This is a genomic window from Reinekea sp. G2M2-21, assembly GCF_015687175.1.
In the GTDB taxonomy this organism is placed as follows: Bacteria; Pseudomonadota; Gammaproteobacteria; order Pseudomonadales; family Natronospirillaceae; genus Reinekea.
In genome coordinates, this window is sequence record NZ_JADPQG010000014.1 from 13,780 (window position 1) to 27,650 (window position 13,871).

9 protein-coding genes are annotated in these 13,871 nt (G+C 48.2%); 4 read left to right on the forward strand and 5 right to left on the reverse strand.

Annotation, left to right across the window (positions count from 1 at the left end; genetic code table 11):
- Window positions 1-38: 38 nt before the first annotated feature.
- The gene (locus tag IYN85_RS25005; protein ID WP_196161712.1) at window positions 39-1,613 is read right to left on the reverse strand and encodes a nicotinate phosphoribosyltransferase; all 1,575 of its coding nucleotides are present in this window, start codon (window positions 1,611-1,613) and stop codon (window positions 39-41) included.
- A 10-nt stretch (window positions 1,614-1,623) separates the two neighbouring features.
- Window positions 1,624-2,481, reverse strand: coding sequence for a ribose-phosphate diphosphokinase (gene prs / locus IYN85_RS25010; RefSeq protein ID WP_196161713.1), 858 nt, complete (start codon window positions 2,479-2,481; stop codon window positions 1,624-1,626).
- Window positions 2,482-2,844: 363 nt separating this feature from the next.
- Here prs and IYN85_RS25015 point away from each other — a divergent pair, with 363 nt between their 5' ends.
- From IYN85_RS25015 to IYN85_RS25025, 3 genes are all read left to right on the forward strand, one after another.
- Window positions 2,845-5,178, forward strand: coding sequence for a hypothetical protein (locus tag IYN85_RS25015; RefSeq protein WP_196161714.1), 2,334 nt, complete (start codon window positions 2,845-2,847; stop codon window positions 5,176-5,178).
- A gap of 561 nt (window positions 5,179-5,739) precedes the next feature.
- Window positions 5,740-6,795, forward strand: coding sequence for a DUF2207 domain-containing protein (locus IYN85_RS25020; RefSeq protein ID WP_196161715.1), 1,056 nt, complete (start codon window positions 5,740-5,742; stop codon window positions 6,793-6,795).
- Between the two features lie 32 nt (window positions 6,796-6,827).
- Window positions 6,828-7,793, forward strand: coding sequence for a formylglycine-generating enzyme family protein (locus IYN85_RS25025; RefSeq protein WP_196161716.1), 966 nt, complete (start codon window positions 6,828-6,830; stop codon window positions 7,791-7,793).
- Between the two features lie 84 nt (window positions 7,794-7,877).
- On the opposite strand, the gene IYN85_RS25030 is transcribed toward IYN85_RS25025, so the two are convergent.
- The gene (locus IYN85_RS25030) at window positions 7,878-8,264 is read right to left on the reverse strand and encodes a hypothetical protein (RefSeq protein ID WP_196161717.1); all 387 of its coding nucleotides are present in this window, start codon (window positions 8,262-8,264) and stop codon (window positions 7,878-7,880) included.
- 367 nt (window positions 8,265-8,631) lie between these two features.
- On the opposite strand from IYN85_RS25030, the gene IYN85_RS25035 reads away from it, so the two are divergent.
- Window positions 8,632-9,690: an SUMF1/EgtB/PvdO family nonheme iron enzyme gene (locus IYN85_RS25035; protein WP_196161718.1), complete on the forward strand. Its 1,059-nt coding sequence runs from the start codon at window positions 8,632-8,634 to the stop codon at window positions 9,688-9,690.
- Between the two features lie 18 nt (window positions 9,691-9,708).
- Here the strand turns inward: IYN85_RS25035 and IYN85_RS25040 are convergent, their stop codons facing one another.
- Together IYN85_RS25040 and IYN85_RS25045 are read right to left on the reverse strand one after the other, a co-directional pair.
- Entirely contained in the window at window positions 9,709-13,095 is a 3,387-nt protein-coding gene (locus tag IYN85_RS25040; protein ID WP_230390974.1) for an OmpA family protein, read from the reverse strand.
- Window positions 13,095-13,871, reverse strand: a 777-nt coding sequence (locus tag IYN85_RS25045) for a hypothetical protein (RefSeq protein ID WP_196161719.1), incomplete at its 5' end; no start/stop codon positions are given. The genes IYN85_RS25040 and IYN85_RS25045, both read right to left, overlap by 1 nt.

Sequence of the window (13,871 nt, forward strand, 5' to 3'; positions counted from 1 at the left end):
TTTCCTCTGAAAGTGGCCGGCGAGCCGGCCTTTCCTTACTACAATTGTTGAGCAATACGATCTCGTATTTCAGCCAATGTCGTGGTCTTTACCAGTTTCCCATCTTCAAATACAACCTCAAGCAGGCCTTCCGCCTCTTCCTGTGGGCTGACGTTGTCCAATACCCTCAACGTACCATCTTGCCGGATCACTTTAAGTAACCCTTTAGCCGACTTTTTGCCTTGATCGGTCTTCGGGTCTTTGAAAATAGCCACGCGCTCACCGTCTTTAACAACACTTGTCGCTTTCACCGCGGATCCGTGTGTGTCTCGTGTGACATATTGGTAGCTATACGAGCCTATTCCTAACACGACCTTCGACGCAAATCCTTTGTCCATCAGGCGCTGTAATATTTCTCGTTGACGTTTCAAGGTAATGGCGTCGCCATAAATAGCACCAATGTGCTCATCCAGTAACTTGTATCCCTTGTCTGTGGTGGTACCACCGAAAATATCCCAGAGACATTCAATTAAGCCTTTTACTTCACAGGGTTGCAGCGGGTTGCCGGTTTTAACATCGTAGTAAGTGCCTTGGATCTCTACCGCTTCAAAGCCTTCTTTGTCTGCAATTTCGCAAGCGTCGCTAGCACAGCTGAAGTCTTGCAGAGCTATTGAACGATAACCCGTTAAAATCTTTACCGGATCACCGGAGTCTGGACGGATAACCAACGTGCCATCCCGGTTCATAATCTCGTCTTTCAATTGTGGCAAGTATTCTGTGACCAATGTCCAGAAGTCCCAGGTATCAGAAACGACGCTTAAGATGCCCTTTGGTGATTGTTCGGTCATTAAATATCGGAAAAACGCAATTTCACCTTCCAGCAACCAAGAACATGTTACGGAGTGTTCCGTGGCATCCACCGAACATCCCACCAACTCGTTATCGACATTCGCACCGTAATATTTTTCGGCAAACAGAACCGCCGGGATTGTATCCGTACCGACCAGCCCACTGGCCAGGTGGCCGAACCCGCTGATCGCCGCTGCGTGTTTACCAAACATGCCACGGAAGCTGAAGTCGTGACCCTGGAAAGGGACAAAGTCGGCAGGCAGGCCCGTTTTTTCGGCAAACTCCCGGAAGACCTTTAAGTAGGCCACAGATGTCGTCGCGCTGGTTTGAATCGGCCAGTTTTCACAGCTTAAAACCGTTTCAATCATGTTCGTCAACCATTCAAAGCCAGGCTGAGTATTGACGACAGTTAGTGGCGGTACCTGGTACGGGACCAGTGTTCCTTCCGGTAAAGCTTTGATGCGCAGCGGCAGGTAGCCCAGATCATGTAACTTCTCCAGGTAACCCACATCAACGGGGTAGCCCAACATAGCACTCAAAATTCGTTTGTGTTGTGCAACGGCAACGGCCTTTGGCGCTTCGAAAAACGTCGCCCACTCTTCCTGAAGGTAGCTCATCATAAAATACTGAAGACCCACGAAAACGACGTTTTCGTTGCCTTCTATGTTGCTGTTTTTTCCAGAGCGGGATGTAAAATTGGCATAAACTTCACTGACGTCCGGGTGGTAGGCGCGCGCGTGAAATTCCTTATAAACATCTTTTTGCATAGTCGGTGCAATAATCATCGTTTTCTCCTTAAACGTTAATGACGACGAGTTTTGTGGTCGCCGTAGATTGCGTGAATCGTTCCGTACAATTGAACGAGTCGGTTGTATAGATGGTCTCAATCAGGTCCTCAAAAACATCCAGACCTTTAGAGAATATTCCGTGTGTAACATACAGGGATATGGTGGACGCGCCCTGGTGTTTGAGTACCTTGGCCAGTTCGATAAACGTTCGACCGCCGTCGCAAATGTCGTCGACAATCAAAACATCCTTACCAGAAATATCTCCATTTACCGATGTTGAGAGAATCGCTCCTGTAGCGACATCGCGAACCTTTTCCGCCTGAACCGGCGGCACTGCGGCGTTAAAGTGTTTGGCCACATTGATGGTCTTCTTGGCAGCACCCGCGTCTGGCGCTACGAGAGTCACGGCGCCGGTGGTGATAGCCTCACTCAGCTTCGGCGCATGTTCAATAATATGGGTTTGGGGCAAATTACGGACTCGATCGATTAACGCCGGTGTAACATCGCTGTGAGCATCCCAAATCGTAACGGTGGTAAATCCCATGTTGTTAATAAGATCGGCCATCACTTTCGCCGCAAGTGCCTCGCCTTCAACACAGACGCGATCTTGTCGGGCATAAGGGAAATAGGGAATGACCAAATGATAATCCGGTTTATCGCCATAAAGCCGTTTGGCAGCATCGACTGCCATAAAGAGCTGCATAATAGCCGCTGAAGAGGTCAAGTTGGTTTGAATGGTAATGGACGTGATGTCGTCAGTCGCGATGTCGGTTAGTCTGACATGCTCTTCCCCGCCGGAGAAGGTGAATGTATTAAATTCTACCGTGTGACACTGCTTGTCCCTGGTCTGCTTGGTGATGTTCATTTCTCAATCCTTTAGTGACTTTAGGACACTATAGTGGGTGTTTTCTGAAAGTAAATATTTAATTGTGTCTTTGTGACTCAATTATCAAAAATAACCTGTCTCGAACTAGACGAATGGTGCCGCGCATGACTGTTGCATTTATCTTAATAGTGGATAGTGAACGCGGATGATAGCTTGGCATGCTACGCTTCTTCTATTTTGTGAGCTGGTTAAAGGCATTGTTAGCGTATTCTTGTTATCGTTTATTGTTAGTTTCTTATTCATTGGCATGAGAATAGGAAAGCTTTATGTTGCGGAACCCCGTCAGTACATCGAAAGGGTGAGTGCCCGCAGGTTATAAGGATGTTTTCAAAAGGAAATGAGATGCGAACGCTATCGTATGCGCTGTTCAGCGCCTGTTTGTTCATGTTGGTTGCGTGTGGTGATGACACCCCAGGCTCGGAAAGTGGGAATAATAACACCAATAACAACCAAGTAGGGTCGGGTTCGCTTTCAAATTTGACCGAACAAACGTTCAAATTTGGGCGTAGTCGGGTCAATGGTGAAATTGATGACGAGCTGTATGTCATCGCCACGGGCGAAGGCACTGGAGAAGTCAGTTATACGTCATCGGACACCGCTATTGCAGAAATAGACAACGCTGGCCTGTTAACGTTAAAAACGGCCGGTGAGATTGTTATTACAGCAACAATAGCGAGCGACAGTCGTTACCACGCCGCAAATGCGACACTTCCGGTGACCGTCAATCGAAAGAAAACAACCATCTCGTTTGCAGTCGAATCTGTCGACGTCGATGTGTTTGAGACGACTAGTTCTATACCCGAAGTCAGCCGAGACGGCGCGTATTACTTCCATAGCAGCAATTCAGAAGTTGCTACAGTCGATACCACCGGGGTAGTCACCGCGATCGGGTTTGGCACAACAGAAATCACAGCAAGAATACCACCCAACAATAATTACGAATCAGCAACTGCAAGCTATACCGTTAGCGTATCTCGCATTGACCAAGAGATTGAGTTCGAACCGATGTCAGCGCCAGTTCACGTATATGCAGGGCGCTCCACAGACGTAGTTGCCAGCGCACTTGGCAACGTACCGGTGCGTTACCGCACTCTGAATGAGAATATCGTTCGGGTTGATGATAGCGGTAAGATCACCGCCATTGCTGCAGGATCTGGTGTAATTCAGGCATATACTGAAGTGACGGACCAGTACAATGACGCCTCATTAAACTTACCGGTCGTCGTTGAAGATGTATTGCTGTCGGTGCAACCTTCGACGAACGCATTGGCCTTTTCCTGGTCAACGGTGTCGATGTTTAATCGCTACCGCGTATTCAAGCGATCAAACGATATAGAAGGCTTTAACGAAGTATTTCAGGCTGGCAGCGGCGATACGTACCACGCACCGGTCGACCCACTTCAGGATAAAGCAGCTTCTTTCTATTTTGAGGCTTGCAATAGCAGCTATTGTTATACAAGTGATCTTACGGCCGTCAGTGCACAGGGAGTATATGAAAAAATTGTGGGGTTTATGAAACCCGACTTGCCCGCAACGGACAACAAGTTCGGGCAGTCTGTAGACATATCGGAGGACGGTACGCGGCTTATACTAGGTTCTCCAAATGAAAATGAGCGGCGGGGTGCCGTGTATTTGTATGAATTACAGGACAATGAGTGGGTGCTTCATCGAAAGATTACCAGGACTGACTTTCCTGACCGAGAGCCAGGAGATTTACTGGGTTACGGTGTGTCAATAAGCGGAAACGGAGAGCACATTGCTTTCTCTGCGCCGGGTAATGATATAACGATGGAAGAATATGTTGAACGAGAGTGTCGTCAGATAAGTTGTCCTTTCCCGGATTTTCCATTAGAGAACTATGGATCTATATTTTACACAAAGTGGGCTGAACCTGAACGCTTTGGGCGAGTATATAACGATATGGGGCCTTTAGGTTACATGCCTAAATTGGACCGGAACGGAACTGTGCTTTTATATGACTTAAGGCAACAGGGCGTAAACGAGAAAAATGAAAGTTCTATGTTGACCAGGCCTTTGCACTATTGTTGCGATGACTATTACGTAGATAGTGGCTTAGCGGTTCAAAATGCAATTTTCGATATCAGCGCCGATGGCCAGATCGTTATTACAGCCGATAACCGCGATCGGAACTCAGTGGTCAAACTTAACAAAAAAGGTAGTTGGATTGGCGCTGATTACTCTGAATCACCGGTGTATCGATATATCGTGCCGCTAGGTACGGTTAATGCTGTCTCGATATCAGAGTCTGGAAAAAGGTTTGTTCTTGTCTTGGATACCAAGAAATTTATGGTCTTCGATTTAGTGTCGATTCTTGAAGATATGGATCGAGAGACTTGGAACTTCGAGTTAACGGATATGGGCGATCTAATCGATTTTGACGTTGCAAACGCGACCCTATCGGACGAAGGTACTCGGATAGTGGTGTCAGGAACCGATCAGATTGTTCGTTTGCTGGTTGAAGATGAAAGTGGCTGGACTATTCAAGAAGGCATTGAGTCACCGAATTTGGATAGTGACGACTGCTTTGGGTGTGTTTTGGCGAAGCCAAATAACGGTGACGTGTTTGTTATCGGCGCTCCCGGGGAAGACAGTGCCACCAAAGAAGACCTTTTTGATAATAGCATTTCGAATAACGGCGCGGTTTATTTGTATTAACTTGACATGCTCAGTATATGGCTGGTTTCTACCGGCCATGCGCTGGCGAATACTTTCCAATATTGCTGCAACCGCATTGCGCAGATGACCTAGTTTCATGTTGTGTATTTGCGTTTCTGGAAATGAAAACATGTGTCATCGCAGGCCCAGGCCGCAGCGCTGGGTAATACAGTCGGTCCTATTCAGGTAGGAAACGCTGTCTTATCTGATTTTTTAGTAGCCGATTAACAGACAACTTAACTGCGCAGATATTACCAACCAGGGTTACATATCCATATCAGGAAGGTAATCCTCGACGTTTTCCAAGTCATAAAGTGTATCGGTTGGGCGACTGCATCCGTTAAGATGAAAAATGGTTGGCGAATACAACGCGTACACATATGCAAAGCGTAATAGAAATACGCAGCCCGTATTGTTTGCGATTGCTAATGGCGACGTTTGCAAGGTTGCCAAAATATGCCTTGGTTTTGGCGGGTAGCTTCGGATCCAATACAAATAAGTGCTTTAAAATAATCATTGGTTACAGGATAAACCGCTTTTCTGACATGAGTTGTGGATAGAATGGATACTTTTAATAAGACAGCGTCAGACAGTCTTCTGATTTATGGATGTTTGATTGTATTCTTTCTGCTCTACCTATCTTTCACTTGGTGGTTTTTTGGCAAGAATCAGGATATATCGAAGTCAAAGGGTGATCAGCGGGATATTGACGGATGGTCGCCGGTCGAATGGGGCTACTTATTAGCAAGGGGTGATTACGAAAGAACCCTTAAGGCGTTGTTTCTCAATTTGGCAGCGAAAGGTGCGCTACGGATTCGTTCCAAGCATGTGTTTGAATTTGAAAGGCAGCCACATGACAATGCAGGACTCAAAGATTATGAGCGTGATTTTATGGCGGACCTTTTCAGTCATAACGAGCGCGTAAGCATTGGAAAAATGTACAATGAAAAATTTAAAGTGATAACTGATAAGGTTGTAAACCAGATCGGTGCGCAAATAGATTTAAAGTCCTATTATAAAAGCAACACTTTGCTGAAGGTACTTCTGGTTCCAATATCACTTGCTGTAATCATATCCGCCACTGCCTTCCTGGAAGCAGGTTCTAACTTGCCACTGCTTATCATGTTGAGTCTTTTTGCGTATGTTCCCTTTCTTATAGCGAGTTTGTTTTACTCAAACCACCCCGTTGCTTCTGTTTTAATTCTTGGTGGTATTCTTCTATTGCTGCCCTTAATAGCTGAGTCCGCTGGGATGCTCGACGCTTTGCTCGCGGTAGTGCTGCTTGGAGTTGTGTCATTTTTTTATGTTGTAAACATGACCAGGTTAACACTTAAAGGTCAACGCTTTACAAAGTGCATGTCTATTAAAAAACAACAACTCGTATCAAGCCCATTGCCGGAATCAGCAAACCCTTGGCAAGTTTCGAAAGCCATGCAACTTGCCTATCTCTTCAATGTTCTAGTCGATTGGAAAACAATAAATCATTCGCTCGCACTCGCTGAAACAGTGGATGTAGGGATTGATAACCCTATGCATTTTCAGGCGAGATTTGTGAGCCTAGTTAGAAATGCTAGAACGAAACCTGAAAATGTCTTGAGCGGCTCGGTGAGTGACTAACTACCGCACTTACATTCAAGGATGACCCACTGATGAAAACTGCATTTTTTATTCACATCGCACTCGCCGCCATTTTTTTTGTGTCCGGTTGTCAGGGCAACGCTCCCGAAGCGCCCTTGACCGAGCGGGAGATAGCCGAAAAAGCGGCATTAGGTGATGAAACCGAGCTGATGTTAATTGCCGAGGTGCATAAAATCTTAGATGCGCCCGCGCCCTCCAAAACTGAAAAACAAGCCATTGCGCAGCGGGCGCTCGACAACATGGTACGCATTGACGGCGGTGAGTTCATCATGGGGGTCAGCCCGGAACGTCTGGGGGGCGACTGGGAAGGTTGGAAACCGGTAGATGGCAAACGACAAACTGCAAGTATCCGCGATACCGCATTCCATGAGCATTTGGTGCGCTTGGACACCTATTACATCAGCAAATACGAAACAACCTATGAGGATTTTGATGCGTTCAAGCGGGATACCGGGCGAGATTTTAGGTTTGCTAATCCAGAAATGAATGCTCGTTATAAGAGTTATACGAATTCACTTCACAAATGCTGTCGAGCACCTCGCAAGCCCGCCGCAGCAGACTGGTATGAAGCGGATGCTTATTGCAAATGGCTTGGTGACATCAGCGGCCAACCGGTGTCGTTGTTAACCGAAGCGCAGTGGGAGTATGCCGCTCGGGAGCGTGGGAAGTGGTTGATGTTTGCAACGAAGTGGGGAGGGGTTGGAAGACTGACTAATCGTACAAGCAAGGCGACGACGGAAGTTGATGCACTCAGTCACAGCATGAATGATCTCGGACTTTATTTTATGAGTGGCAACCTTAGCGAGTGGGTGCTGGACTGGTATGCCCCCGACTATTATCAGCATTCACCGGTGGATAACCCGGTGAACGATAACAGCCCCGCCACGGTCACCATTGGGGTGCGAGGGCAGGATAAAGGGTATGCCAAGGTTCACCGGGGGGGGGGATCAGTTTTTAGACTCTTCCATGGGGGATGAGCGCAATGTATTCAACCGTTTTTACCGAGAACCAGAACACTATTCTTTCGGTTCAGTCGGAATACGCTGCGGAGTAAATACGGATCAGGTGCTGTAGCGCCTGATCCACTGTTTGTTATCGGTTTTGCGCGTATTGGCAATAACGATGCAGATAATCGTTGGGTTGAAGCAGGCCGTGTTGTTGCGCCTTTTTCGGCAAGTGTTGTGTTCGCCAGATATCGAATAACACCTCTTGATGACCATCGAAAACATCGTACAGAGTTTGTTTTTGTTTTTGTTTTTGTTTTTGTTTTTGTTTTTGTTTTTGTTTTTGTTTTTGTTTTTGGTGTTGGGCGTTGGGCGTTGGGCGTTGATGGGCTTTTGTTGTTCGTAGGTGGCTAAGGCTTGGTCGTTGCCGGTAACGAGGTTTTTTCTTTCCAAGGGGAGATCCCCTTGAACCCCCTTCTGTCGCCCGCTTTGGTGTTCTGCCATGCCCGACACTTGCTTCGAACGGTCGCTTGAGCGTGCATCCCTGCACGCGTGGCGCTTACAAGGGCATCCATGCCCTTGCATCCGTTGCGATGTGTCGGTCAGGTCAGCCAAAGCGGATGCGACGGAACGGTTATTTACACCTGTGCGGTTGATAAGAGATTGGGTGATCAGTTTTAGTGATTAGACATTCGGTAATTGATTCTGTTTTTTCGTTTTACAAACAACCATGTGAAGCCATACTGAATTATGAACATGGTCGTATTGGAAGAAAATTCTGAGACATTCCTCAACTGTTTGTAACGAAAATCGTTTATACTTAGCGCCTTTATTTGTTCCAGTTGCACTTGCATTCAAGGATGATCCGCTGATGAAAACTGCACTTTTTATTCACATCGCACTCACCGCCATTTTTTTTGTATCAGGTTGTCAGGGCAACGCTCCCGAAGCGCCCTTGACCGAGCGGGAGATAGCCGAAAAAGCAGCATTAGGTGACGAAACCAAACTGATGTTAATTGCCGAGGCGCATAAAATCTTAGATGCGCCCGCGCCTACAGATGCTGAAAAACAAGCCATTGCGCAGCGGGCGCTCGACAACATGGTACGCATTGACGGCGGTGAGTTCATCATGGGGGTTAGCCCGGAACGTCTGGGGGGCGACTGGGAAGGCTGGAAACCGGTGGAAGGAAAACGACAAACTGCAAGTATCCGTGATACCGCTTTCCATGAGCATTTGGTGCGCTTGGACACCTATTACATCAGCAAATACGAAACAACCTATGAGGATTTTGATGCGTTCAAGCGGGATACCGGACGAGAGATACGTTTTGGGTATGAGGCATATGGGGTTTACAAAAATCTTCAAGAAAATATTTTGGAATGCTGTCGAGCACCTCGCAAGCCCGCCGCAGCAGACTGGTTCGAGGCGGATGCTTATTGCAAATGGCTTGGTGACATCAGCGGCCAACCGGTGTCGTTGTTAACCGAAGCGCAGTGGGAGTATGCCGCCCGGGAGCGTGGGAAGTGGTTGATGTTTGCAACGAAGTGGGGGGGGGTAGACGCGGATACTAACGGTGCGGGCGACGTCACTGTACAAGTGAATTTACTCAGTGACAGCATGAATGATCTTGGGCTTTATTTTATGAGCGGCAACCTCAGTGAGTGGGTGCTGGACTGGTATGCCCCAGACTATTATCAGCATTCACCGGTGGATAACCCGGTGAACGATAACCGCCCCGCCACGGTCACCATTGGGGTGCGGGGGCAGGAAAAAGGGTACGCCAAGGTTCATCGGGGGGGGGGGCAGTTTTATGATCGTTCGATGGGGCTTTCCGTAAATGTGTTTAACCGTTTCTATCGAGAACCGGAACACTATTCGTTTGGCTCGGTGGGCATTCGCTGTGGGGTAAATACCGATCAAGCGCTGTAGCGCTTGATCGGTCTATGCTTATCGATTTTGCGCGTATTGGCAATAACGATGCAGATAATCGTTGGGTTGAAGCAGACCGTTTTGTTGCGCCTTTTGCGGTAAGTGTTGCGTTCGCCAGATATCAAATAACACCTCTTGATGACCATCAAAAACATCGTACAAAAATTTAGTTTGGCGATCTGCATTAAGGGGCTTTTCTCGTTCATAGTTAGCCAACGCTTGATCATATAGTTCTTGGCTAAATTGGCCTTTTGGATTGTATTTTTCCAGAGTCTGTTTCGGCCTCACCGGCGCACCCACCCCAGTCTGCTGCATCACTTTTTCAAATTCATCCTGGCTTTGCACCCATTGCAAAATACACAAAATTGAGTCTTCAATGTGCTCATAGGCGTCCTGGTCGTTGCGGAACCGCTCGAACGCTTTCGATACGCCACCGAACCAGCCGGTGCCGTCCTGGTCTGAGAATTCTTTGAGCTTTTGGTATTCAACTAACAAAGCCGTGAGTAGTCGTGCTTTAACGTCGGGCGGGGCAATGCGCAAGCCGTGTGGGTTGCGTTTGATGTTGTCGCAGACTTGTTTGACGTCGTCGACTTGTTCAGAATATTTATCCCACCATTTTTCTATTTCGCCTATTGTTTTATCAATTTTTTGCTGGATCGCCTCGCCAATCGCCACGCCTTGCTCAATCAATAATTGACCGGCTTCCAGCCCTTCATTCACGGCGTAGCGCACGCCATCCACACCGTTCATTAAGTATTTGGTCAGCCCGTATTGAATCTGTTGCCACGCTTCCTGCGCTATGTACGGCAAAAAGGAATAGTCGGCCTTGCGCAACTGGTCATACATAAACATGAGCATGTTGTATATGTTTATGGGGGCTACCTGCATGTCTACTGCGACGCCTGCGCCTAAGCCAATGGCTGCAGCAAGTTTGGTTCGCACCAGGATCTGCTGGTCGCCGAGTCGTATTGCAAAATCTACTTCGGCACCAGCCCCAACCCAGCCTTCAACGCCGCCACCGGCTTTGGCCAGTTCCAGAAAACCGTCGTTTTCCACTTCAACCGGTTGGCCGTTTTGCTGGATGACATTGGTGCTGCCGCTTTTGTCTGCTTCTGCGCTGGCCCATTCCAGGGCAATAGAGCCTGTGGCCTCGCCTTTGGCGCCTGCGAATGCGCTTAGGTTGGCGGCGGCACCGGCGTTAGCAAGGTCTTCGGGAATCACAGAGTTAATTTTCCGCGTGGTGGTTTGTCGCCATTTAATGCTGTCACTGGTGCGGGTTTCTTTTTTCTTCTTGCGCACCAGCGCGTTGTTTTCGTCGTCCCAGTAAAGGGTGTCGCTTTGTGTGTTTTTAGTTTCTTGGTTGCGCTCCACAACACCCTGTGTCAGCTGCTGGTCATTCGCTACGGCGTATTCCAGACGTTCTGTCGAATAGGCGCGTTGCTCGCTTTCTCGGGTCAGGCCCCATTGATGGGCGTCGTCATTGAACGTTACCTCACTGCTGCTGTCGATATCGGTTTTATCGGTTCGACGCGCAGCAATGCGCATCGGTTTGGCGTCCTGTTCGTCGGCCGGAGCGGTACGGTGTGTACCGATTAACCGCAGTTGGTTCGATGCATCGATTTTGGCATCCAGATCAATGGCCGCGGCTGCACTGGCGCCCGCCCACCCCTGCAACCTTCCACAGAGGTGTATTCGGCAAAAGCCCAAGTGCGCGAAGTTATCATCGGTGTTATAGGCTTTGTACAGCCAGAATTCGACACGGCGGTTGCGCGCACTGCGCTCCGAGGTTTTTTCATCCGGATTGTTTTCACCCAAAAACATGAGCTTACTGCTGTGGAAACGGCCACGCGTAATGAGCACATCGCCATGTAAACGCATATAGTCGGAAAACATCTGTAATCGTAATGCGCGGGTTTCTTGTAAGGCACTGTAGCGCGATCCGTAGGCATAAAGTTCAAAGTACAGAGCCAAGCCTTTCTGAAAATTCAGGGTGAATTCATTCGCGTGCGTTTTTTCAGGTAGTGCGGTTTTTAAATTCTGGTACAACGCAGTTTGTTCGGCATCCATACGTGTTTGTTTGTCGGCCAGAAGGGTGAGCAGTATTGTTTTCAGAACAGGGATGCCCCACATGCGTGGTTCCAGCTCAGAGTAGAGTCTTTCCCAGAAACCGGCGTCGTTTTCAATATAGGCGAGTACACTGCGGGCGCGTCTTTCACTCAACGACATGTTGTAGCCATCGCTCCCCACCAAGTCGGTATGGCCCACAATCTGCACTTTGTAGTCGGGGTTTTGTTGTAACTGTTTTTCGAGACGTACGAGGCTTTTCAGCATCGCAGGCTTTAAAAACGAGCTGTCAAAATCGAAGTGCACGCGCGGAAAGCTGTTTTCATATGGGAAGTTAGCAGACAACCGCTTTCGTTCTTCGTCTGAACACACTAACGGGGCTGGCGGTAGTTTCTTGAATTCGTCGGCCAGTTTGAGCGTGGGTTTGTTTTGCCACTCGGCAGGAATGGGTGGAATTTCCAGCGCCAGCCCTTGTCTTGATGGGACATAAAAGTTTGCATCTGCCTGGCAACGAACCAGGTCAACCGTGGCTTTAGCGTCGCCCGTGACATAAGCGTGTAATTTACCCGGTTGCGCTTCAAACCCGGCACGACCAGCGGCGTTGGCCATGTAACGCAGAAATACAGTGCTTATGTTGGCTTCATAGGCAAAAAAAGCCGTTTGCCCTTCGGTTGAACCGGAAAGCGCGTTTTCAAGGTTCTTAAACCATTGATCGAGCGGTGCATACATTTCTGTCAGCGAGCCGCTGCATTGGACATTGAAGCGTGCTTCATTTTTCAGTGCGAAGCTGTTTATGGCGCTCATGAAAAGCGCCTTAATGTCGGAGGCGGATTTAGGTACGCGGACTTCAATAAGTCGGTCTGTATTATTGGCGATAATAGTTTGAAGGGTACTTTGCCTGGCAAAGCACAGCTCCTGTTTTTCCAACAGAAGATACTCGGCCAAATCCATCCCGAACGCATCTTTACCGGCACCTGAATCCATTACTCCGATGGTTTTTAGTGCGGTTATGGCATTTTCTTTGAGCGTTTTTACCTGCTCATTTTTGTTGTCTTCATTTTTTAGCGCGTCATCAATGTCCTTTTGTAATTCATTGACGATATTTTTCAGTTCGCGGCTTTCGCGTTCGAGCAGATTTTTCTGTCCTTCAGATAGTGAATACAGTACGGCTGTCTTAGCGGCGCTGTCATCACCCGACGTATTAATGGGGTAGCGATGAATATAAATCCAATGCCCTAGTGTGATAGTAGGGCTGCTGCTGTTCCATTCTACGGTTGTTTTATCCGAACAACTTGCAATGCTCTGCGTCGTCTGTGCAGAGCCAGTTCCTTGTGTTTGCATTAGTCGTCATTCCCTTTAACTTTGGTAATTTCGGCGAATATCGGGCCTAACAACACCGGACCGATATCTGCCCGGTGGTTCTGTAAGTCTGCATATAGCGGTGTCGCCAGGGCGTCATAGACAATGATAGTTCCATGATCGGTGGCTGCGTTATTCGTTGTATAGGTGATGTATCGAGTGAGTTGCAACAGGTTGCTTTCGGTATGGTTGATACCTTCCACGTCGACTTCAAAACGAAATTGTACCGGCGTCAGTGGCAGGGCTTCCTTCGTTTCAAGGAATCGATGCTCGGCAGTTACGTCTTCTTCCGGCCACCAATGAACAGTTTCAATACCTTGTTCGTTAGCAAGGTCATGTACTTTTTCGGCGATGATCGATTCCATATTGTCGACAATCTGGATGATCTTAATCAATGCAGACGCGCCCGGTTCAAAATGCTGATGCGAAAACTCTAAGGTAGCGCACTGTGTGACGTCGACCGTTTGTTGACGCCAGCGTAAACCGGATACGCGTTGTATAGCTTCGTTTTCTGAAATCAGTGCCTCAATCTCGTCTATCTCAACGGGCTCTATTGCGTCGGCACTTTCCGGCGCATTGCTTTCACCCAGTTCGTATTCAACGTTGCCGTCGAACGTGACGCCGCTCTGGCCTTTCAGAGTGATCTGCTTGCCGAACAGTTTGATGTTGCCTTTGCCGTCGATCTTAAACCCGCCGGTGCCGTTGCTGAACAGCAAATCCCCTCTGCCGGTACCGGTGATGGTGATGTCGTTTGGGGC

Coding starts and splice junctions, on each gene's coding strand:
- IYN85_RS25005 (WP_196161712.1), bottom strand. CDS start 1,613: ATGATTATTGCACCGACTATGCAAAAAGATGTTTATAAGGAATTTCAC.
- prs (WP_196161713.1), bottom strand. CDS start 2,481: ATGAACATCACCAAGCAGACCAGGGACAAGCAGTGTCACACGGTAGAA.
- IYN85_RS25015 (WP_196161714.1), top strand. CDS start 2,845: ATGCGAACGCTATCGTATGCGCTGTTCAGCGCCTGTTTGTTCATGTTG.
- IYN85_RS25020 (WP_196161715.1), top strand. CDS start 5,740: ATGGATACTTTTAATAAGACAGCGTCAGACAGTCTTCTGATTTATGGA.
- IYN85_RS25025 (WP_196161716.1), top strand. CDS start 6,828: ATGAAAACTGCATTTTTTATTCACATCGCACTCGCCGCCATTTTTTTT.
- IYN85_RS25030 (WP_196161717.1), bottom strand. CDS start 8,264: ATGGCAGAACACCAAAGCGGGCGACAGAAGGGGGTTCAAGGGGATCTC.
- IYN85_RS25035 (WP_196161718.1), top strand. CDS start 8,632: ATGAAAACTGCACTTTTTATTCACATCGCACTCACCGCCATTTTTTTT.
- IYN85_RS25040 (WP_230390974.1), bottom strand. CDS start 13,095: ATGCAAACACAAGGAACTGGCTCTGCACAGACGACGCAGAGCATTGCA.